15 protein-coding genes are annotated in these 22,450 nt (G+C 69.9%); 8 read left to right on the forward strand and 7 right to left on the reverse strand.

Annotation, left to right across the window (positions count from 1 at the left end; all coding sequences use genetic code 11):
- Positions 1–46 precede the first annotated feature (46 nt).
- Positions 47–2,791, reverse strand: coding sequence for an ATP-dependent helicase HrpB (gene hrpB / locus IEX49_RS03010; protein ID WP_188803958.1), 2,745 nt, complete (start codon positions 2,789–2,791; stop codon positions 47–49).
- A 65-nt stretch (positions 2,792–2,856) separates the two neighbouring features.
- Positions 2,857–3,813 (reverse strand): SDR family oxidoreductase, encoded by a 957-nt coding sequence (locus tag IEX49_RS03015; RefSeq protein ID WP_188803960.1) that lies wholly within the window; start codon positions 3,811–3,813, stop codon positions 2,857–2,859.
- A gap of 110 nt (positions 3,814–3,923) precedes the next feature.
- Between IEX49_RS03015 and IEX49_RS03020 the strand changes: the two genes are divergently transcribed.
- The 3 genes from IEX49_RS03020 to IEX49_RS03030 all read left to right on the forward strand — a co-directional run bounded on the left by IEX49_RS03020 (position 3,924) and on the right by IEX49_RS03030 (position 8,571).
- Positions 3,924–4,931, forward strand: coding sequence for an NAD(P)-dependent oxidoreductase (locus IEX49_RS03020; RefSeq protein ID WP_188803962.1), 1,008 nt, complete (start codon positions 3,924–3,926; stop codon positions 4,929–4,931).
- A 25-nt stretch (positions 4,932–4,956) separates the two neighbouring features.
- Positions 4,957–6,975, forward strand: a complete 2,019-nt coding sequence (glsA, locus tag IEX49_RS03025) for a glutaminase A (protein WP_188803964.1) — start codon at positions 4,957–4,959, stop codon at positions 6,973–6,975.
- Between the two features lie 81 nt (positions 6,976–7,056).
- Positions 7,057–8,571: an APC family permease gene (locus IEX49_RS03030; RefSeq protein ID WP_188803966.1), complete on the forward strand. Its 1,515-nt coding sequence runs from the start codon at positions 7,057–7,059 to the stop codon at positions 8,569–8,571.
- 102 nt (positions 8,572–8,673) lie between these two features.
- Here the strand turns inward: IEX49_RS03030 and IEX49_RS03035 are convergent, their stop codons facing one another.
- From IEX49_RS03035 to IEX49_RS03050, 4 genes are all read right to left on the reverse strand, one after another.
- Complete coding sequence (locus IEX49_RS03035; protein WP_188803968.1) at positions 8,674–10,914, reverse strand: NADP-dependent isocitrate dehydrogenase; 2,241 nt, start codon at positions 10,912–10,914, stop codon at positions 8,674–8,676.
- Between the two features lie 154 nt (positions 10,915–11,068).
- Positions 11,069–12,766 carry a bifunctional phosphoribosylaminoimidazolecarboxamide formyltransferase/IMP cyclohydrolase gene (gene purH / locus IEX49_RS03040; RefSeq protein WP_188803971.1) on the reverse strand — a complete coding sequence of 566 codons (1,698 nt, stop codon included), beginning with the start codon at positions 12,764–12,766 and terminating at the stop codon, positions 11,069–11,071.
- A 146-nt stretch (positions 12,767–12,912) separates the two neighbouring features.
- Complete coding sequence (locus tag IEX49_RS03045; protein ID WP_188803973.1) at positions 12,913–13,623, reverse strand: FadR/GntR family transcriptional regulator; 711 nt, start codon at positions 13,621–13,623, stop codon at positions 12,913–12,915.
- Between the two features lie 46 nt (positions 13,624–13,669).
- Positions 13,670–15,340, reverse strand: a complete 1,671-nt coding sequence (locus IEX49_RS03050; protein WP_188803975.1) for an L-lactate permease — start codon at positions 15,338–15,340, stop codon at positions 13,670–13,672.
- 223 nt (positions 15,341–15,563) lie between these two features.
- Between IEX49_RS03050 and IEX49_RS03055 the strand changes: the two genes are divergently transcribed.
- From IEX49_RS03055 to IEX49_RS03065, 3 genes are read left to right on the forward strand one after another with little or no spacing between them, the layout of a single operon-like run.
- Positions 15,564–16,451 (forward strand): (Fe-S)-binding protein, encoded by an 888-nt coding sequence (locus tag IEX49_RS03055; RefSeq protein WP_188803977.1) that lies wholly within the window; start codon positions 15,564–15,566, stop codon positions 16,449–16,451.
- Complete coding sequence (locus IEX49_RS03060; RefSeq protein WP_188803979.1) at positions 16,451–18,091, forward strand: lactate utilization protein B; 1,641 nt, start codon at positions 16,451–16,453, stop codon at positions 18,089–18,091. The genes IEX49_RS03055 and IEX49_RS03060 overlap by 1 nt, the downstream gene beginning before the upstream one ends.
- Positions 18,088–18,732, forward strand: coding sequence for a LutC/YkgG family protein (locus IEX49_RS03065; RefSeq protein WP_188803980.1), 645 nt, complete (start codon positions 18,088–18,090; stop codon positions 18,730–18,732). The genes IEX49_RS03060 and IEX49_RS03065 overlap by 4 nt, the downstream gene beginning before the upstream one ends.
- Before the next feature lie 48 nt (positions 18,733–18,780).
- Here IEX49_RS03065 and IEX49_RS03070 read toward each other — a convergent pair whose 3' ends face one another.
- Entirely contained in the window at positions 18,781–20,460 is a 1,680-nt protein-coding gene (locus tag IEX49_RS03070; protein WP_188803982.1) for a CYTH and CHAD domain-containing protein, read from the reverse strand.
- 39 nt (positions 20,461–20,499) lie between these two features.
- Here IEX49_RS03070 and IEX49_RS03075 point away from each other — a divergent pair, with 39 nt between their 5' ends.
- Both IEX49_RS03075 and IEX49_RS03080 read left to right on the forward strand, forming a co-directional pair.
- A complete protein-coding gene (locus IEX49_RS03075) occupies positions 20,500–21,894 on the forward strand; it encodes an MFS transporter (RefSeq protein WP_229672113.1) in 1,395 nt (464 codons plus the stop codon).
- The gene (locus IEX49_RS03080) at positions 21,891–22,445 is read left to right on the forward strand and encodes a hypothetical protein (protein ID WP_188803986.1); all 555 of its coding nucleotides are present in this window, start codon (positions 21,891–21,893) and stop codon (positions 22,443–22,445) included. The genes IEX49_RS03075 and IEX49_RS03080 overlap by 4 nt, the downstream gene beginning before the upstream one ends.
- Positions 22,446–22,450 lie beyond the last annotated feature (5 nt).

The following is a 22,450-nucleotide window of genomic DNA, read 5'->3' on the forward strand; positions in this document are numbered from 1 at the left end:
GCACTGCGGGTGAGTTGGAAGCCTGCCCTCACCGCCGGCGCCCCCGCTACGTCCGGTGCTGAGTCCTCTTCGTCCTCGCCGTGGCCGGCGCGGTCCAGGGGTCCTCGGGCCATGGGTGCTTGGGGTAGCGTCCCCGCATCTCCGCGCGGACCTGGGCGTACGGTCCGGACCAGAACGAGGCCAGGTCACCGGTGACGGCCAGTGGCCGGCCCGCCGGGGAGAGCAGGTGAAAGACGACCGGCACCCGGCCGTCCACCAGTCGCGGGGTCTCGGCCAGTCCGAAGCACTCCTGGAGCTTGACCGCCACCACCGGCGTTCCGGCGTCGGGACGCGAATCGTCGAGATCAGCAGCGCCGGGACCAGCGGCACCAGGGGCAGTGGTGGCCGCCGAATCCACGGCCGGGTAGTCGATTCGCGCGGTGCGGCCGCTGGGCACCGGCAGGCGTTCGGGGACCAGCTCGTCCAACCGCACCGCCTCCGGCCACGGCAGCAGCCGGCGCAGGGCCGAGGCCAGATCCAGGGAACCCCTCTTGACTCCGCCAGCCAACTTCTCCACCTCGGGCGCGAGCCAGTCCTCCCAGCCGGCCGCGAGCGCCGCCGAGGACATGGCTGGCCACGGTTCCCCCAGCGTCCGGTGCAGCAGGTCCAGCCGGCGGCGCAGTGCGTCGGCCCCGGGGCTGGAGTCGGGGGTCAGGCCGATCGCCTCGGGTCCCTGCTCGGCCAGCAACCGCACGACGGCGGCGCGGCCGGACTCGCGGTCGGGTGCCACCGGCGTCTCGGACAGCACGATGGCCCCCACCGCCTTCACGGCCCGGCCGACCACCCGGCCGTCCTGCCACGTGGCGGTGCGCTCGTCTCGGTAGAGGGGTCCGGCGAGCTGTTCGGTCAGATCGGCATCCACCGGGGCCGCGGCCCGGATCACGGCTCCCGTGCCGGCGGCGGCCCTCCCCTCGGCGCGTGAGACCTCAGCGACCGCCAGCCAGTCTGCCCCGGCGAGAGGGCTGCCCGGAGGCAGGGCGGCCCTGGTCCCCGAGGCCAGCAGGTACATCCCGCTGGACTGGCGACCGCTGCCCCCGCCGGCGCCGGAGGCGTCCGGGACCCGTCGCGCCAGACGTTCGGGCCAGGCGAGCCCGACGACGGCCCCCACCGTGGACTCCCGCGGCACCCTGGTGCTCCCCAAATCCACCGGACCAGCACGGCCGGCCAACCGCTCGAAGCGCTCGGTCTCCCGACGCCACCGGCCGGCCTCGGCGTCTCCGCGACCCGCCGCACGCAGCCGATGCAGGGACACCGTCAGGTCAGCCCCCTCGGGCCGCACGTCGGACGAGACCAGGGCGACCACCTCGGCGGAGGCACGGGCACCCACCAATCGGCCGCCGTCGAGCAGGGCGCGGGCCAACCGCGGCTCGGCGGGGATCGCGGCGAGGCGGCGACCGTGGTCGGTGGCGCGGCCGGCCGGGTCGATGGCGTCCAGCGCGGTGAGCGTCTCCAGTGCCTCGGCCAGGGAGGCCTCCGGCAGCGGCTCCGGCAGCACGAGCCCCTCACCCGCGGGCGCACCCCAACAGGCCAGCACCAGGGCGGCCCCGGTGAGGTCGGCGACGGCGGCCGCGGGCGTCGGCTGCGCGGGTGCCGTCCCGTAGGTGCTGCGGTCGTAGCAGCGGATCACGGTGCCGGGGCCGAGGCGCCCCGCACGGCCGGCCCGCTGGTCGGCAGAGGACTGAGCGGCGGCCACCGTGACCAGTCCTGTCATGCCGCGGGCGGTGTCCCGGCGGGGTTCGCGGGCCAGCCCGGCGTCCACCACGAGCCGGACCCCCGGCACGGTCAACGACGACTCGGCCAGGGACGTGGACACGATGATGCGGGGCCGGTCAGGGGCGGAGGGCTCCCGCCCGCCGACGGCCCGGTCCTGCTCGGCGGCCGGCAACTGACCGTGCAGGGGCAGGATCTCGGTACCGGAGGTCAGTTCCCGCAACCGGGACACCGTCTCCGCGACCTCCCGGGCCCCGGGAACGAAGACGAGTGCGTCGGTTCCCGGCTCGGCCCCACGGACCTCGGCATGGGCCTCCGCGGCGCACCGGGCGACGTGGTCGAGGAAGTCCCGGCTCACCCCGCGGAGGTCCTGGCGGCGACCGAGGTGGGGGCGGTAGCGGACATCCACGGGGAACAGTGCGGCGGGACAGTCGACCACCGGGGCGGGGCCGGGCCGGCCGGTGCCCTCCCCCAGCCGGGCAGCGAACTGCGCCGCGTCCAGAGTGGCGGACATCGCCACGAGCAGCAGTTCGGGGCGCAGCTGGGCCACCTCCCCGAGCATGCCGAAGAGCAGGTCCGTCTCGAGATCGCGTTCGTGGACCTCGTCCAGGATCACGGCGCCGATGCCCGCGAGCTCGGGATCGTTCAGCAGCCGGTTGACGAGCACCCCGGGAGTCACGAACTCCACCAGGGTCTCCGCGCCAGTCCGGCGTTCCCCCCGGACCACATAGCCGGACCGGGTCCCGACGCCGGTCCCGTCCAGGGCCGCGAGGCGGCGAGCGGCGGCGCGGGCCGCCACCCGCCGTGGCTGGGTGACCAGGACCTTCTGCGGCGTCCGGCCCGCCGGCTCGGTCTGTGCGGCCAGCAGGTTCGCCGCGGCCGGCGGCACCAGCGTGGTCTTGCCGGTGCCCGGCGGTGCCTGCACCACGGCGAGGCGCTCCGAGACCAGAGCCCGGCGCAGGTCCGGCAGGGAATCGCTGAAGACCAGGCCGGCGCCCAGGCGATCGAGGTCGAAGGGGCCGGACCGGGTGCGGAAACTCATCCTCCCATTGTGGACCGCCCGCCGTGGGCGCCCGCACGTGGCCCGCGTGGATCACGCCGTGTGGATCACGGCGTGGGTGTGCCGCCGTTGGCGTTGAGGGTGTCACCCGTGACGTAGCTGGACTCGCCGGAGGCCAGGAACACGAACGCCGGCGCCATCTCCACCGGCTGACCGGCACGGCCCAACGGGGTGTTGTGCCCGAACTTCGGCAGCTTCTCCTTGGGTTGGCCGTCCGAGACCTGCAGGACGGTCCAGACCGGCCCCGGTGCCACCGCGTTGACGCGGATGCCCCGTTCCGCCACCTGCTGGGCCAGGCCCTTGGTGAAGTTGTTGATCGCCGCCTTCGTGGACGCGTAGTCGAGCAGGTTCGGGGACGGCTCGTACGCCTGGATGGACGTGGTGTTGACGATGGTGGAACCGGGGCCCATGTGTTTCAGGGCGGCCCGGGACAGCGTGAACATGGACATGATGTTGATCTGGAAGGACTCGTGCACCTGTTCATCGCTCAGGTCCTCCAGGGAGTCGGAGATCACCTGTTTGCCGGCGTTGTTCACCAGGATGTCCAGTCCGCCGAGCTTCTCGACGGCGGCGTCCACGACTCCCTCCCGGTACGGCCGGTCCATCAGGTCTCCGGGCAGCGCGGCCGCAGTCCGGCCGGCCTCCTCGATGGCCTCGACCACGCGCCGGGCGTCCTCCTCCTCGGCCGGCAGGTAGGCGATCGCCACGTCCGCGCCCTCGCGGGCGAAGGCGATGGCGACGGCGGCGCCGATCCCGGAGTCGCCTCCGGTCACCAGGGCCTTGCGGCCGACCAGGCGACCCTGACCCCGGTAGGACTCCAGGCCGATGTCCGGCACCGGTTCGGTCTTCACATCCAGTCCGGGCTCCGGCTGGTCCTGTTCCGGCGGGGAGATCTTCGGGTGCCGGGTCGTGGGGTCATCGGCGGCGAGCTGGCCGGCCCCCGCACCCCCACCACTGGCGTTGAGGTCGGTCTGGTTCTCTGGGTTGTTCGCAGATCCGTTCATGACCCCGACCCTAAGGACCTGCCCCGTCGGCATCAAGCCATCACCCGCGCCCCGGGCTGACACCCCACGTCAACGGCCCGGCCGGGCCGCGGTTGTGACAGCATGGCGGCATGACCGAGTCGACTGCCGTGAACCCCGCCGCCACCGGACCCGACCGGGTCCTGTTCTACCCACCGGCCGATGCCCGCCGAGACGGCCCCTACCGCGAAGCGCATGCCGGACCGGCGCAGGCTGCGGCCGACGTCGGCGGCTCGGTGGTGCCGAGCGATGCCGACGCACCCTACGGAGACGGGTCCGCGACCGCCCTGGTGATGGTGTACCCGGTGCCGGTCGAGGACGTGGAGGCCATCCTGGCCGCCAACCCGTCGCTCGGATGGATTCAGCTGCCGTTCGCCGGGATCGAACGGTACGTGCCGCTGATCCGGAAGCGGACGGACATCCAGTGGACCTCCGCGAAAGGTGTCTATGCGCCGCCCGTGGCCGAGCACGCCCTCGCGCTCACGCTCGCTCTGCTGCGGGACCTGCCCGAACGGGTCCGTGCCACCGGATGGGGCCCCGGGGGCGGCACCACCCTGAACGGGCTGAACTGCGTGGTGGTCGGCGGGGGCGGGATCGCCCGCGAGTACCTGCGCCTGCTCAAGACCTGGGACACCACCGTCACCATGGTCCGGAGGACCGACGACGAGGTGCCCGGGGCGGACCGGACCGTCACCCAGGGCCGGTTGGACGACGTCCTGCCGGGCGCCGACGTCGTGATGATCGCGGCAGCCGCCACGGACGAGACCCGCGGCATGATCGGGGCCCGGCAACTGGAGCTCATGGACCCCACGGCCATCCTGGTCAACATCGCGCGCGGAACGCTCGTGGACACCGACGCCCTGGTGGCGGCGCTGGCCGCCGGGTCCATCCGCAGTGCAGGACTGGACGTCACCGACCCGGAGCCGCTCCCAGACGGGCACCCGTTGTGGGCCGAGCCGCGCTGCCTGATCACCCCGCACACGGCGGACACCCCGCAGATGTGCATCCCGTTGATCAACGCCCGCAGCGAGCGGAACCTCGCCGCCCGTGCCGAGGGCTCCGCACTGGAGGGACGGGTGGACGCGGAGGCGGGGTACTGACCGCCAGGCCCTTTAGGCTGGGGTCATGAGATCCCCCGTGCAGGACTACCTTGACCGGTTGGTCGACCAGATCCGCCCCGTGGACGAGGGCACCACTTACCAGGCCGTGCCCTCGGCCGCCGCCATGGACCGGAACCTGTTCGGGCTGGCCCTGACCACCGTCGAGGGCCACTGTTACGCCTCCGGGGACGCCGAGCACCCGTTCTCCCTCCAGTCGATCTCCAAGGCCTTCACCTACGGCATGGCCCTGGAGGACCTCGGACCGGTCAAGGTGCACGAGAAGATCGACGTGGAGCCCTCCGGCGACCCGTTCAACGAGATCTCCCTGCAGCCGGGCACCGGCCGCCCGGACAACCCCATGATCAATGCCGGGGCGATCACCACCACCTCGCTCATCAAGGGCCGCGGCGGGCGCGACCGCATCGGCCGGATCGTGAACACCTTCTCGGACGCCGCCGGACGGGACCTGAAGGTCTCGGAGTCCGTCTTCAAGGCTGAGGACAAGACCGGCCACCGCAACCGGGCCCTGGCCTGGTTGCTGCGCTCGTTCGGGATCCTCGAATCCGACCCTGAGCCGTCCGTGCAGGACTACTTCCGCCAGTGCTCCATCCTGGTCACGGCCAAGGACCTGTCCATGATGGCCGCGACCCTGGCGAACCAGGGCGTGAACCCGGCCACCGGCGAACGCGTCTTCTCCCCGCAGGTGGTCCGCTGGGTGCTCTCCGTCATGTCCACGTGCGGGATGTATGACGACGCCGGCACCTGGGCCATCGAGGTCGGCCTGCCGGCCAAGTCCGGGGTCGGTGGCGGGCTGCTCGTGGTGGTCCCCGGGCAGATGGGCGTCGGGGTCTTCTCCCCGCCCCTGGACGAGCATGGGATGTCCGTGCGCGGCGGCGTGGCCATCAAGCAGATCGCCACCGATTTCGGCCTGCACTACGGTGATGTCCCGCCCCTGGGCCGCTCCACCATCCGGGCCCGGTACGACCTGTCCGAGGCGCCCTCCAGTGTCCCCCGCAGCGTCGAGGCCCTCCAGGCCCTCGAGGAGCACGGACCGGAATGCCGCATCATCGAGATCGGCGGTGACATCGGCTTCGCCGAGGCCGAGACCCTAGCCCGCGCCGCCGTCGGCCTGCCCGCCTCCGTCCGCACCCTCGTGGTGGACGTGCGCAAGGTGGACGACTTCGGCAAGGCCGCGGCCCGGATGCTTACCCATGTGGTGCGCAATTTCCTGGAGGACCGCCGCGACCTGATCCTCGTGGACGACGACACCGCGCTCACCCAGTCCCTGCTGGACTACGCGGCGGACACGGAGGACGGGGCCCTGCCGGATCCGATGCCGGAGACCACCACCTGGTCCACGCCTGCCGGGTCCACGGCCGGCGGAGCCGGAACCTCCGGCGGGAACGCCGGCGGAGGTGGAGCCGACAGCTTCACCTCTGACGCTGCCGTCTCTGACCTGGCCCCCGCCGACCTGGACGCGGACGGCACGGCGGAGGCCTCCGTCGAGCCCGAATTCCGATTGTTCCTCTCCCGGTCCCTCGCGCTGGAGTGGATCGAACAGCGGATGCTGGCCCGCCATGCCCCCGACCTGGTGCCCACCGGCGACCAGGAGCCGACGCGGTCCCCGCTGTTGGAGATGCTCAACGAGGAGGACGCCCTCACCCTGTCCGCGTTCATGGAGACCCGCAGTTACCGGGCCGGGCAGGTCATTCGCCGGGCGGGGCAGCCGTTCGGCGGGATCTACTTCATCACTGCGGGGCAGGTCGAGCTCACCAGCCAGGGCTCCGGCGGACGTCGCTACCGGCAGGCCTATCTCTCCCCCGGCATGATCTTCGGCGAGATCGCGCTCGGCCAAGCCGGCCGGCAGCTCACCACGGTGCGCGCCATGGGTCCGGTGACCACCCGGGTGCTCACGGCCCAGGTGATCTCCGCCCTCGAGGAGTCCGATCCGCAGCTGGCCATCAAGCTGTGGTCCGCCCTGGCGCGGGACGCCTACACCTCGGTGGAGCAGATGAGCCGGGAATCCGGCGCCCGCTTCGAGTGACCAATGAATCATTGACCCCCGCATCCCGGGCGGGCCACACTGCGAACACCCGTGTGACCTGTGCAGATGCCGGAGGCAATCATGAGCACCACCACGCCGGACGTCCCCAGCGCCCCTCCTGAGGAGGGCGAGGGCGAACTCAAACGGGTCCTCGGGCCCAAGCTGTTGCTGCTGTTCATCGTCGGCGACGTGCTGGGGGCCGGGATCTACGCGGTCACCGGTGAGATGGCCGGCATGGTCGGCGGCATCCTGTGGCTGCCGTTCCTGCTGGCCTTCGCCGTGGCCACGATGACCGCCTTCTCCTACTTGGAGTTGGTCACCCACTATCCGCAGGCTGCCGGGGCAGCGCTCTATACGCACAAGGCCTTCGGCATCCACTTCGTCACGTTCCTGGTGGCCTTCGCCGTGGTGTGTTCCGGCATCACCAGTGCGTCCACCTCGGCCAACGTGCTGGCGCAGAACTTCTTCGGCGGGCTGGAGGTCAACGGCTGGATGGGCGAGGCCGGCCCCGGCGCGGTGATGGGCGTGGCCCTGGGCTTCATGGTGCTGCTGGCGTTGATCAACCTGCGCGGGGTGGGCGAGAGCATCAAGTTCAACGTCGTCCTGACGCTGGTGGAGATGACGGCCCTGTGCATCGTGATCGGGGTGGGCTTCTTCGCGATGGCCCAGGGCGGCTCGGACCTCAGCCAGATCTTCGTGTTCCAGGACAACAATGACAAGGGGCTCTTCCTCGCCGTCACCGCAGCCACCTCCATCGCGTTCTTCGCCATGGTGGGCTTCGAGGACTCGGTGAACATGGTCGAGGAGACCAAGGATCCCATCCGCATCTTCCCCCGAACCATGCTGACCGGCCTGGGCATCGCGGTGCTCTTCTACATGCTGGTGGCCATCTCCGCCGTGGCCGTGCTGTCCCCCACCGAGCTGTCCACGATCGGCGAGGCCGAGGGCGAGGCGCTGCTCGAAGTGGTGAAGCAGGGCTCCCCGGGTTTCCCCGTGGACCGGATCTTCCCCTTCCTGGCGGTATTCGCCGTGGCCAACACCGCCCTGATCAACATGCTGATGGCCAGCCGGCTGGTCTACGGCATGGCCAAGCAGAACGTGTTGCCGCGGCCGCTGGGTCAGGTACTGCGGACCCGCCGCACCCCCTGGGTCGCGATCATCTTCACCACCGTCCTGGCCCTGTTCCTCATCTGGTACGTCACCAGCGACCCCGAGAGCAACATCGTCACCAACCTCTCCAGCACCACCGCCCTGTTGCTGCTCTGCGTCTTCACCGTGGTGAACGTGGCCTGCATCGTGCTGCGGCGCCGGAGGGGCGCGGAACCGGAATCGGGCTCGCACTCGAAGAGGGCCTTCAACTCCCCCGCCGTGCTGCCCTACCTTGCGGGACTCTTCTCCCTGTTCCTGGCGGGTCCCTGGGTGGATCGGGATCGCATCGTCTACCAGATCGCCGGCGGACTGATGGTCCTCGGGATCGCCCTGTGGGTGCTCACGTACTTCCTCAACAAAGCCAGTCACCGGAAGCGGGGCGCACCGGTCGGGGACGTCCTGATCGGCCGGGACGAGGACCTGCCGCCACGGCCGCCGGGCAGATGACGGCCCCGTCACCAGCCCTCTGAATCTGTAGGTCGAGAACGCCCCGCTTCCCCGGATCTTCTCCGGGGAAACGGGGCGTTCTCGACCGCCAGTTGCGAAGGGTCAGCGAGCCAGCTTGGCCACGATCGCGTTGAGGGTGGCGGACGGGCGCATGGCCTCGAACACCATCTCCTTGGACGGGTAGTAGTAGCCGGCGATCTCCACCGGTGCACCCTGGACCGCGTTGAGCTCGTCCATGATCTTCTGCTCGTTCTCGGTCAGGTCAGTGGCGATCTCCGTGAACTTGGAGGCCAGCTCCGCGTCCTCGGTCTGCTTCGCCAGCTCCTGGGCCCAGTACATGGCCAGGTAGAAGTGCGAACCGCGGTTGTCGATCTCTCCGACCTTGCGGGAGGGATTGCGGCCCTCTTCCAGGAAGGTGCCGGTGGCGCGGTCCAGGGTGTCGGCCAGCACCTGGGCACGGGCATTGCCGTGGGAGACGGCCTCGTGCTCGAAGGACACGGCCAGGGCCAGGAACTCGCCGAGCGAGTCCCAGCGCAGGTGGTTCTCCTCGACGAACTGCTGCACGTGCTTCGGGGCGGAACCACCGGCGCCGGTCTCGAACAGGCCGCCACCGTTGATCAGCGGGACGATCGAGAGCATCTTGGCCGAGGTGCCCAGCTCGAGGATCGGGAACAGGTCGGTCAGGTAGTCACGCAGCACGTTGCCGGAGACCGAGATGGTGTCCTCACCGCGGCGGATGCGCTCCAGGGTGAAGGCGGTGGCCTGCTCCGGGGCCATGATCTCGAGCTGCAGGCCCTCGGTGTCGTGGTCCTGCAGGTACTCGTTGACCTTGGCGATCAGGTTGGCGTCGTGCGCGCGGTGCTCATCCAACCAGAACACGGCCGGGGTCTGGGAGGCCCGGGCACGGGTGACGGCCAGCTTGACCCAGTCGCGGACCGGGACGTCCTTGGTCTGGCAGGCACGCCAGATGTCCCCGGCCTGGACGGCATGCTCGATCAGCACGGCGCCGGAGCCGTCGACGATCTGGACGGTGCCGGCGGTCTCGAGGACGAAGGTCTTGTCATGCGAGCCGTACTCCTCGGCCTTCTGCGCCATGAGGCCCACGTTGGGGACGGTGCCCATGGTGGTCGGGTCGAAGGCGCCGTTCGCCCGGCAGTCGTCGATGACGACCTGGTACACGCCGGCGTAGGACGGGTCCGGGAGCACGGCGAGGGTGTCCTGCTCCTGGTTGTCCTTGTTCCACATGTGGCCGGAGGTACGGATCATGGCCGGCATGGAGGCATCCACGATCACGTCCGAGGGGACGTGCAGGTTGGTGATGCCCTTGTCCGAGTTGACCATGGCCAGGTCCGGGCCGTTGGCGTAGCCGGCTTCGATCTCGGCCTTGACGCCCTCGGCGACCTGCGGGTCCAGGGAGTCCAGCCCGGAGAGGATCGACGCCAGCCCGTTGTTGGCAGACAGTCCGGCAGCGGCGAGCTCGGCACCGTACTTCTCGAACAGCGAGGGGAAGAAGGCCTTGACCACGTGCCCGAAGATGATCGGGTCGGAGACCTTCATCATGGTGGCCTTCAGGTGCGTGGAGAACAGCACGCCCTCGGCCTTGGCGCGCGCGACCTGGGCGGCAAGGAACTCGTCCAGTGCCGCGGCGGACATGAACGTGCCGTCGATGATCTCGCCGGCGAGTACCGGGAAGTCGTCCTTGAGCACGATCGCCTGACCGGACTGACCGGCCTCGCCGGAGCCCTCGACGAACTGGATCCGGATGGTGCTGTCCTCGCCGATGACCACGGACTTCTCGTTGTGGAAGAAGGCGTTGGCGGACATGGTGGCCACGTTGGTCTTGGAGTCGGCCGACCAGGCACCCATCGAGTGGGGGTGCTTCTGGGCGAAGTTCTTCACGGCCTTCGGGGCGCGGCGGTCCGAGTTGCCCTCGCGCAGGACCGGGTTCACGGCGGAGCCCTTGACCTTGTCATAGCGGGCCCGGGCGTCCTTCTCCTCGGCCGTCTTCGGCTCATCCGGGTAGGCGGGAAGCGCGTAGCCGCCGGCCTGCAACTCGGCGATCGCGGCCTTCAGCTGCGGCACGGAGGCGGAGATGTTCGGCAGCTTGATGACGTTGGCGTCATCGGTCTTGACCAGCTCACCCAGTTCGGCGAGGGCGTCGTTGACCTTCTGGTCCTCGGGCAGCACGTCGTTGAAGACGGCTAGGACTCGCGCGGCCAGGGAGATGTCCCGGGTCTCCATGCCCACGCCCGCGGTGGAGGCGAAGGCCTCGACGAGCGGCAGGAGCGAGCCGGTGGCCAGCATGGGAGCCTCGTCGGTATAGGTGTAGATGATCTTCGACATGAAGCGTGGTTCTCCTCGCAGGGCGCGCCGGTGGGCACGGCCCGAGTCGTCGTGATGGGTGAATCGGCCCCCAATCTACCGGAATGGCGGGCGCGGCCACCTCACGTGACCGGCCCGCCACCACCGCCGGGGCTTTCGCCTGAGCCCTGGAACCTCAGCCGTGGAAGAAGTGCCGTGCCCCCGTGAAGTACATGGTGACGCCGGCGGCCTCGGCCGCGGCGATGACGTCCTCGTCCCGGACGGAGCCACCCGGCTGCACGACGGCGCGCACGCCGGCGTCGATGAGGATCTGCAGGCCGTCGGCGAAGGGGAAGAAGGCGTCAGAGGCCGCCACGGCCCCGCGGGCCCGCTCCGGCGCGCCGGTGCCGCTCACGTTCTCCGCACCACCCGCCGTCGTGATCTCCGCGGTGACCTCCTGGGCGCCCGTGGAGGCGGCCCCCAAGGTGTTGGCCCGCTCCACGGCCAGGCGGCAGGAGTCCAGGCGGTTGACCTGGCCCATGCCGATGCCGACCGTCGCCCCGCCGCTGGCCAACAGCACGGCGTTGGACTTCGGCGCCCGCACGGCCCGCCACGCGAAGGCGAGGTCGGCCAGGGTCTCCGGATCGGCGGCCGGGCCGGCCGCCAGGGTCCAGGTCTCGGGGTCGTCACCGGCGGCGTCCACCGCGTCCCGGGCCTGCAGCAGCATGCCTCCTGAGACCTGCTTGTACTCCACGGAATCCCGGGCGAAGCCCTCCGGCAGACGCAGCAGGCGGATGTTCTTCTTGGCCGAGAGGATCTCCAGGGCCTCGGCGGAGAAGGACGGTGCGATGACGACCTCGGTGAAGATGCCCTGGACGGTGTTCGCCATGCCGACGGTGACCTCGCGGTTGGCGGCGATCACGCCACCGAAGGCGGAGACCGGGTCGCAGTCATGGGCCTTGCGGTGCGCTTCGCCGATCGCATCCTCCCCGGACTCGACGGCGACGCCGACGCCGCAGGGATTGGCGTGCTTGACGATGGCCACGGCCGGCTGGTCGAAGTCGTACGCCGCACGCAGGGCGGCGTCAGCGTCGGCGTAGTTGTTGTAGCTCATGGCCTTGCCGTGCAGCAGCTCGGCCTGGGCGATGCCCGGCGTGGCACCGTCCTCCACATACAGCGCGGCCGACTGATGCGGGTTCTCGCCATAGCGCAGCGTCTGCGCCCGCTGCAGGGTCACCCCGGCGTAGGGCGGGAAGAGGTTGACTTCCCCGGCCCCGGCTTCCTCCTCTGCCTCGAACTGGGCCGCCGTCCAGGCGGCCACCGCGTTGTCATACGCGGCGGTGTGGGCGAAGGCCAGGGCCGCGAGCCGGCGTCGTGCCGGGAGGTCGAAGCCGCCCTGCTGTGCGGCGGAGACCACGTCGCCGTACTTCCCCGGATCCACGACGACGGCCACGGACGGGTGGTTCTTGGCTGCGGCCCGCACCATGGAGGGTCCGCCGATGTCGATCTGCTCGACGACCTCGTCCTGGCCGGCACCGGAGCGGACCGTGTCCACGAAGGGGTAGAGGTTCACCACGACCAGGTCGAAGGGCTGGATGTCCATCTGTTCGAGCTGGGCCACGTGGTCCTCGCGGCGGCGGTCGGCGAGGATGCCGGCGTGGACCATCGGGTGGAGGGTCTTGACGCGGCCGTCCAGGCATTCCTGGAAACCGGTCACCTCGGACACCTCGGTGACGGGCACGCCGGCGCCCGCGATCCGCTGGGCCGTTGAACCCGTGGAGACGATCTGCACGCCGGCGGCGTGGAGCCCGGCGGCCAGTTCCTCCAGACCGGTCTTGTCGTAGACGGAAATCAGGGCCCGCTTGAGCGGGACGCGGTCGAGCTGGATGGTCACGGATGGGCTCCTGCGATCGGGTCGGGGCGGGGACGACGCCGGCCGGGCGCGTTGATCGTGCGGCCCGACGCCGGAACCAGTGTAGGCCGGTGGGGCGGCCCCGCGGTGGGGATGAACCGGAGGGGGCACCGATGCCCCGCAGTGCCTCAGCGGTGGTCGCTCAACCCGTAGAACCAGGTGATGTGGTGGCGCAGCGCCTCCGCCGCGTCTTCCCCGCGCCGCTCTCGGACGGCCTGCAGGACCCCGCGGTGCTGTTCCTGGAGGGTGCAGCTGACCTCGGGCCAGCTCTCGAGTCCGGACACGGTCTCCTGGACGTAGCCGATGGTGGCTTCGCGCAGGGACGCCATCATGGTCTCCACCACCACGTTGCCGGCCAGGGAGGTCAGCAGGATGTGAAACTGGGCATCACTTTCGTGGAATCTGTCAGCCGGCAGCCCAGGAGTGTCCATCTCATCCAGCAGCTGAGCGGCCTCCTCCAGTATTCGCCGCCGTTCCGGGGAGTCCGGCCGCTTCTCCGATTCCAGGGCCGCTTGGGTCTCCAGCAACAACCGCGCTTCCACGATGTCCCCGATCGGCAGGGCCTGCGTGGCGATGTGCATCCGCAACGCCCACGCAAGCGCCGTCGAGGGTTCGGAGATCACCACGGCCCCGGCCGACGGACCGGACCCGGTGGCCGACCGGACCAGGCCCATGGCATCAAGCACCCGGATCGCCTCACGGACCGAGGCCCGGGAGATCTCGAACTGCTCGGCCAGGTGGCGCTCTCCGGGGAGTTTCTCTCCGACGCTGATCACGCCCGTGCGCAGTTGGTCTTCAAGCCAGGCGAGGATCGCCGTATAGGCGCGGGGTGCGGGCACGGGCGTTCTTCTCCTGGGGTGACGGGACTGCTGACCAGTCTAGGACTCAGGCCGCGGGCAGCATCCACGCCAGCACATTGGACTGCAGGAACACGATGGTGCACAGCAGTAGCAGGAGACCGACCGACCACCAGATCACGGACTTGAAGATGGCCGACTCCTTGCCCTCCATGCTCACCGCCGTGGCCGCGATGGCCAACGACTGCGGGGAGATCATCTTGCCGACCACGCCACCGGAGGTGTTGGCCGCCGTCATCAGGTGCGGGTCCAAGCCTGCTTCCAGGGCCGCGGTCTTCTGCAGGTTGGCGAACAGCGCATTGGCAGAGGTGTCCGAACCGGTCACCGCTGTGCCCATCCACCCCAGGACCGGGGAGAAGAAGGCGAACGCCGCACCGAGTCCGGCGACCCAGGTCCCCATGGCGATCGTCTGGCCGGAGAAGTTCATGACGTAGGCCAGGGACAGCACGGTCATGATGGTCAGGGCTGCGAACCGCATCTTCCAGAACGTCCGGCCGATCTCCATCACGGCGTTCCCCCAGGACAGCCGGAACCTGCCCTGGGCGTCGAAGACCGCATAGGCTCCGGCGACGATCAGGCCGGCGATCAGCAGCAGCGTCCCCGGGCTGGAGAGCCACTGGAAGTTGTAGACGGTGCTGGTGAGGGGTTCGCCCTCCGGGTTGAGCAGGCGGCCGTCCAGCCCGGGCCACGGGATCGCGACGTCCGTGGCCGCCAGGGCGGCCGGGATGTCCACCCCGGCCTTCCACAACTTGGCGATGCCGAAGACGGCGACCACCAGGATGTAGGGCATGACCGCCATCCACACGCGGACCGGGGTCAGGTTCCCCGTTGCGGCGGGCTTCTCCACGCCCATGCGTCCTCGCACGGCATCGGCTCCCCGCGGCTTCCAGAAACGCAGGAGGACGACGGCGGCAGCCATTCCGGCCAGCGCGGCGACGACGTCCGTCAGTTCATAGGAGAAATGTGTGGCGCTCCACCATTGGGCCAGGGCGAACGTGCCACCGATGGCCAGGGCAGCGGGCCAGGCCTCCCGCAGGCCACGGAACCCGTCGATGATGACGAGCAGGAAGAACGGAACCAGCAGAGCCAGGAACGGGGCCTGGTGTCCGACGACGGCGCCGATGTCGGCCGGGTCGAGATTCGTCAGCACCCCCGCCGTGGTGATCGGGATGCCGATGGCGCCGAAGGCCACGGGCGCGGTGTTCGCGATGAGCACCACGGTGGCGGTCTTCAGGGGCTTCAGGCCGAGGGCCAGGATCATGGTGGCGGTGATGGCCACGGGCGCTCCGAAGCCGGCCAACGCCTCCAGCAGGCCACCGAAGCAGAACGCGATGAGGATGGTCTGGATGCGCAGGTCTCCACCGCCGATCGTGTCGAAAATGGCGCGCATGTCCTCGAACCGCCCGCTGAGGACCGTCACCTGGTAGAACCACAGCGCCAGGACCACGATCCACACGATGGGGAACAGGCCGAAGACGGCGCCCTGGGTGGCCGACAGCAGAGTGAGGTCCCATGGCATGCCGAAACCAATGACGGCGATGACGATGGCCACGACCAGCGCGGCTGCACCGGAGACATGCGCCCGGGCCTTGGCCCCGAGCAGCATGACGAAGAAGGTGATGAGGGGCAGGGTGGCGACGAGTGCCGAGAGCGCCACGCTGCCTCCGATGGCATCGGTGGTCGCGGTGAAGGTGTCCACGCGTATCTCCTGGAGTGGGCGGGTGCGGGACGACCCGCACTGTGGTCTGACCACAGTGGTCAGGCCACACAGGTTATATGGTGCGCATCACAGTCGTCAATCGCCTCAAGCACGCTTCCGCCGGGCCACCCCACGCCGTTGTGTGACGCATGCCATGGTGCTAGTGTGGTCTGACCACAGGCTCCCAGTTGTGCCTGCACACTCCCTCGTTCTCGGAGGTCCCATGAGAATTGCCCTCTTCGCCACCTGCATCGTGGATGCCCTGTACCCCAGGGTCGCCTTGGCCACCGTGCGCATCCTCGAACGGCTCGGCCACGAGGTGGTGTTCCCCTCCGGTCAGGGATGCTGTTCGCAGATGCACGTCAACAGTGGGTACCTGGATGACGCACTGCCGGTGGTCCGCAACCACGTCCGGGCCTTCACGGCCGCCGACTATGACGTCGCGGTGGCCCCGTCCGGTTCCTGCGTGGCATCGCTGGGGCATCAGCAGCCGATGGTCGCCCGGGCCGGTGGGGACGAGGATCTGGCACGGATGGCCGAGTCCGTGGCAGGCAACACCTATGAGCTGTCCCAGCTGCTGGTGGACGTGCTCGGGGTGACCGACGCCGCCGGACAGCTGGGCTCCTGGTTCCCACATACCGTCACCTACCATCCGTCCTGTCACGGGATGCGGTTGCTGCGACTGGACGACCGGCAGAAGGACCTGGTCCGATCCGTGGGAGGCCTGGATTACGTGGAGTTGCCGGACGCTGATGAATGCTGCGGCTTTGGCGGCACCTTCTCGTTCAAGAACTCGGACGTCTCCGCCGCGATGGCCGAGGAGAAGATCGAGAACATCGTGTCCACCGGCGCCGAGCTGTGCACGGGCGGCGATGCCTCCTGCCTCCTGCACCTGGGCGGGGCCATGTCACGGCGCGGCACCGAGGCGGCCACCGTGCACTTCGCCGAGATCCTGGCCTCCACGCAACAGAACCCGCTGGAGATCTCCGGACCGGTGGAGTTGTCCATCCCGAGTCCCTCGAGCCGGAGACCCTGCCCCCCGGCACGGCCCTCCACTCCGTCCACCCCCGCGCCCACCACCGCGCCCACCGCCGATCGAGGAGTCCTCTGATGAGCCGTACCGCCCTGGGGATGCCCACCATCCGCCCCGTCCACGGACACGGCAACCTGCACGCCGACGTCGATTTCCCCACCGCTGCCAAAGAGGAAATGGCCAACATCCAGATGCGGGCGAACATCCGCCACGCCACGCACACGATCCGCGGAAAGCGGGCACGGGTGGTCGAGGAACTTCCGGACTGGCAGGAGCTGCGCACCGCCGGGTCCGCCCTCAAAGAGCAGGTCATGGCCAACCTGCCGGAGTTGCTGGAGCAGTTCGAGAAGAATTTCACCGCGCGCGGCGGGACCGTGCACTGGGCACGCGACGCCGCGGAGGCGAACCGGATCATCACGGAATTGATCGAGGCCACCGGCACCACCGACGTCATCAAGGTCAAGTCGATGGCCACGGCGGAGATCGACCTCGAGCGCCATCTCGCGGAGCACGGCATCACCGCCACCGAAACCGACCTGGCTGAGCTGATCGTGCAGTTGGGGCACGACCGGTCCTCGCACATCCTGGTCCCCGCGATCCACAAGAACCGCCACGAGATCCGGGACATCTTCCTGAGCGAGATGCCGGAGACCGACGACAGCCTGACGTCCGAGCCGCGCGACCTGGCCGAGGCCGCCCGGGCTCATCTGCGGGAGAAGTTCCTGTCCACGTCCGTGGCGGTGTCCGGAGCGAACTTCGGGGTGACCGAGACCGGGACGCTGACCGTGGTCGAGTCTGAGGGCAACGGGCGGATGTGCCTGACCCTGCCGGACACCCTCATCACCGTCATGGGGATCGAGAAACTGGTCCCCACCTTTCAGGATCTGGAGGTGTACCTGCAGTTGTTGCCGCGCTCGTCCACGGGCGAGCGGATGAACCCCTACACCTCGATGTGGACGGGAGTCACACCGGGAGACGGCCCGCAAGACGTGCACGTGGTCCTGCTGGACAACGGTCGCTCGGCCGTCCTGGCCGACCCCGCGGGCCGTTCGGCATTGCACTGCATCCGCTGTTCAGCCTGCCTGAATGTCTGCCCGGTCTACGAGCAGGCGGGTGGCCACGCCTACGGTTCCACGTACCCGGGGCCGATCGGCGCGATCCTCTCCCCGCAGATGACCGGGATCACCGCCGCGGAGAACTCCTCCCTCCCGTACGCGTCCTCCCTGTGCGGGGCCTGCTACGACGTCTGCCCGGTGAAGATCAACATCCCGGAGATCCTGGTGCACCTGCGCGACGAGGATGTCCGCACCCGGCATGGGGAGCGGCCCCCGACAGAGCAGAGGCCCACGGAGGAGGCCTCCCCTGGCCTCGCCGGGCGGCTCTTCCGGCGACTGCCGCGGGTGCCCTCCGAGATGGACGTGATGATGAAGGGCGCCTCCACGGTGATGTCCTCCGGCCGTCGCATGGCACTGGCCGAGAAGGCCCTCCCTTTGGGACGCGCCCTGGCGGGGCGGGACCGGGCCATCAGCTGGCTGCCGGGGATGGCCGGCGGCTGGACCGACGAACGGGACATCCCGGCCCCGCCGCGGGAGTCCTTCCGCAACTGGTGGGCCGACCACGCCGCGGAGACGGAGGATCGGGTCCGCCAGGACGGCGGCTCCCGCCACGTCCCAGCGCCCGATCGGGCGGACCACACCGACGAGGAGGACAGCCCATGAGCACCGAGGCGAAATCAGAGGTTCTGGCCCGGATCCGTGGGGCCCTCCAGGACTCCCCGGATGCCCCGCAGGTCCGGCGGGCCTACCGCCGGACCTCGGGACGGCCGGCCGCCGAGATCCGGGAGATGTTCGAGGACCGGCTGGTCGACTACAAGGCCACCGTCCACCACGAGAACGCCGCGACACTGCCCGAACGGATCGCGGAACTGCTGGGGCCCTCGGCCCGCTACGTGATTCCCGAGGGGTTGGACCGGAGCTGGCTCCCCGAAGACACCATCGGGCGCCGGGTGCTGGTGGAGTCCAGGATGGAAGATGCTGGGACAGTCCTGAGCGTCCGCGACCTCAACGAGGTGGATGCTGTGGTCACGTCATCCACCGTGTCCTGCGCGGAGACGGGGACTATCTTCCTCAGCGGACGCCCCGAGGAGGGGCGCCGGGCGATCAGTCTGGTCCCCGACCACCACATCTGCATCGTCCCCGCAGCGTCGATCGTCGAGCTGGTCCCGGAGGCGCTGGCCCGGGTGGAACCCACCGCGCCGATCACCATGATCTCCGGACCCTCGGCCACCTCGGACATCGAGCTCGAGCGCGTGGAGGGGGTCCACGGCCCGCGCCGACTGGACGTCATCCTGCTCACCTGACCGACCGGCTCACCCAGACGCCTGGGGGGGCCTGCGCAGCCGGTTCGGTCAGGCCTCCGACGCGCCGTCTGCCGCGGCCTCAACGCCGTCCGTATGCCGGTGCGCCAGCTTCTCCACCAGACGCTCGGCCGCGGTCTCGGTGCGGGACTGCACGGCGAATTCGGCGGCGAACAGCACCCCGTAGCCGAAAGTGTCCTCACCCTTCCGGGCCGCGACCTCTGAGGTGGCCAGCACGTGCTCCTGGAACATCACCGAGTCCCGGTGCTCACCGAGGGCCTCCTGAAGCTTCTTGGCGGTCTTCATCCGGGCCACGAGTTCGGCACCGAGATCCAGCCCGGTGGCGTCCTGGACCGCCTTGACGGCGTAGCGCAGCCGCTTCGCCTCCTTGCGCACCTCGTGCATGAGGTCGATGCGCCGGGCCTGGTCCTGCTCACTGCCGACGGCGGCGGCGAGCGCCAGCACGGAGTCCACCTGCGCGGTGGCCAGAGGCACCATGGCGGCGGCCGCAGCGGTGTCTCCCTCGGTCAGTTCTGGATTCAAGGGCAGGGTGAGCGCGAAGGCGTCGAGCCGGTCCAGGACCTCGAAGTACCAACCGCTGCGCATGCGCTTGACCTGCCGGGCATGGGCCGCCTCGTAGGCCTCAGCCTTCACGCCCCGCAACCGCTTGACGGTCTTGCCGGGGATCATCCCGGCGATCGCACCCTGGGGGCCGCCGGGCAACGCGGCGACCTTCTCCTGGACCTGGTCCCGCACCACCTCGGCGTCACGGGCCACGGACAAGAGCTTGCCGAGCTTCCTCAGGTCCCCGATCGCGGCGTCGGTGGCATCCGCTTCCAGCAGCGGCGCGTAGGTCTGGAGCAGGGACCGCAGGGTGCGGCAGGCCACCCGGTACTGGTGCACCGAATCCTCCACATCGCGGCGGACCAGCGGATCCCAGCCCTTGAGGATCTTCAGCTGGGCGCGCACCGTGGCGGCCAGGACCCCACGGACCGCCGGGGCGCCGCCGTCGGGGTCCTCCGTGGTGCCGGTCCCGGCCAGTGTGGTCCGGGGATCCAGTGGGTCCACGGCCTTGCCGACCACCTTCTCCACCTTGGATCCGACCCCGGAGGGCCGTGCCCCGGCCGGCTGGAGGACCTGCCCGACGGCGTCCAGGAAGGCGTCCGTGCCGCCCGCCGAGGCGGCGACCAGGCCGGCGTCGACCACCTCGACCTCCCATTCACGCCAGTGCTGGACTCGGGATTCGGCGCGGAAGCCCACGGCCATGGCCGCCACCTGGTCATCGCTGACCTCGGCCAGCCTGCGGCCCTGACCGTCCAGGAGATCCACCACGGAGCGCAGGGTGTTCAGCCGGGCGATCGGCGCGAGCTGCTTGCCGCGGACGTGGACCTGGACGAGGTCCAGGATGCGGGCGGGCACGGAGACCGTGACCGGGCCGGCGGAGACGTCCGCCGCATCATCCTTGCCGAGCGGGGAGTGCAGTTCGAGCCGGCGCTCGCCCTTGCCGATCTTCACGTGCCACCCGGCATCCGTGCCGCCGGTGCGCCGCCGCAGGGTGACGTTGTTGGCGGAGAGATCCCTTCCGGCCGTGTCGAAGTAGACGGCCTCGAGGGCCATGGGCGGGCGGTACCGCACCTGGGCCACGCCGCCCACGCCATTGAGCCGGGGCAGGGAGGCCTGCCCGTCCACGTCATACTTCCGCTCGATCTCCACCTGCACCGTTTCACCCATGGACCCATGATCTCAGAGCCACGGTGGAACAATGGCCGGGTGAGTCCAGAGACCAGACCAGATGCCCGCACCGACCGCCCCTCGGCGCTGCCCACGGGCGAGGAGATCGTCCAGAACCTGCCCTGGCGCTGGAACACCCAGGGGCGGGTCTTCCTCATCGGCGGCCTCGGCTTCATGTTCGACGCCTGGGATGTCTCCTTGAACGGCGTGCTCATCCCGCTGCTGCGGGAGGAATGGGGACTGACGGCGGGCCAGGCCGCCTGGATCGGGACGGCCAACCTGATCGGCATGGCCCTGGGCGCCTTCGTCTGGGGCACGGTGGCGGACAGGATCGGCCGCAAGAAGGCCTTCACCGCGACCCTGCTGATGTTCTCGCTCTTCACCCTGGCCGGCGCCCTGACCGGGGACATCGGCTGGTTCGTGCTGTTCCGCTTCCTGGCCGGTTTTGGGCTCGGTGGCTGCATCCCGGTGGACTACGCCCTGGTGGGCGAGTTCACCCCGCGGAAGCAGCGCGGCACCGTGCTCACCGCCATGGACGGCTGGTGGCCGATCGGGGCCGCCGCCTGCGGCTTCCTCTCCGCCTGGATGGTGGCCCAGTGGGGTGATTGGCGGCTGCCGATGCTGGCGATGGTCCTGCCCGCCCTCCTGGTGTTCTTCGTGCGCCTGCACGTCCCCGAGTCTCCGTTGTTCCTGATCCAGCAGGGCCGGGAGAGCCAGGCGCGCGCCGTGATCGACGAGATGGTGCGCCGCACCGGCGCCGAGGAGCGGGCGTACGTGATGCCGCCCGTCCCGGAGCCGAGGCGGCTGACCTTTGCCTCGATGGGCCAGCAGCTGACCGAGCTGTGGCGGTACTCGTGGCGCATCACCACGGTCGCCTGGGCCCTGTTCTTCACCCTGATGCTCGTCTACTACATCGCCCTGCAGTGGCTGCCGACGTTCCTGATCGAGGCCGGCTACGAGCAGTCCCGGGCCTTCATCATGACCGGCGCCATGGCCGCCGTCGGGCTCCTGGGCGTGGTGGTGGCCGCCTGGCTCGTGGAGAAGACCGGGCGCAAGTGGCTGCTGGCGCTCACGGCCGTGGTGTCCTCGTTCCTGTTGGTCGTGCTGGCCGCCCTGCTGGAGGTCCCGACGGCGGTGCTCCCCCTGGTTCTCGCGTTCGGCTTCGTGGTGCAGGTGGCCATCCCGGTGCTCTACGCCTACGTGTCCGAGATGTACCCGACGGAGCTGCGTGGATCCGGCTTCGGCTGGGCCTCGGCTGTCTCCCGCATCGCCGCCGGGGTCGGTCCGCTGGTGTTCGTCGCCTACCTGGTGCCAGCCGTGGGCCTGGCCTGGTCCTTCGCGGCCACGGGCGTGCTGGTGCTGGCGGCCTGCGTGCTGATGATGGTCCTGGCCCCGGAGACCAAGGGCCGGGAGCTGGAGGTGACGGAGGCGTGAGACTGTCGCGGCGGACCCGGACGACCCAGTGGGGCACGTACAGCGGCTCGCTGATGTTGTACCGGCAGGTCACGGCTCCCAGCGCCCACGACCCCGTCAAAGTGTCCGGGTTCATGATCGGCGTGTGCATCGCGGTCGCGGCACTGGGGGTGCTGATCCTCGTCATGTCTGGCTCGATGATGCTCCAGGGCGAATTCTCTGCTTCGGGAACCGGACGGTCCCGGTGGATGACGCCGCCGATCGCGTTCCTGCTGGGTCTGGGGCTGGCCCTGTCCCCCATCGGCATCGTCTGGCAGGAACGCCACTTCGGGCGGGTCCGGGACCGCAGCGACGAAACCTGGCGGTCGGTCCTGTCCCTGGCGCCGGACCACGTGTTCTTCCACGAAGGTCCCGCCGAGGGCTTCTACCTGTGGCGACAGGTGACTCCGGAGCTCTGGGCGTCCGAGCCGCGGGAGGTGGCGGCCGTCGTCGGGCACTATCTGGAGCATCCCGAGGACCGCCCGGAGCTGGGGACCCACCCCTCCGTGGAACGTGCCCTGTCGCTCTCCTGAACTCC

The organism is Citricoccus zhacaiensis, from assembly GCF_014645315.1.
GTDB lineage: Bacteria > Actinomycetota > Actinomycetes > Actinomycetales > Micrococcaceae > Citricoccus > Citricoccus zhacaiensis.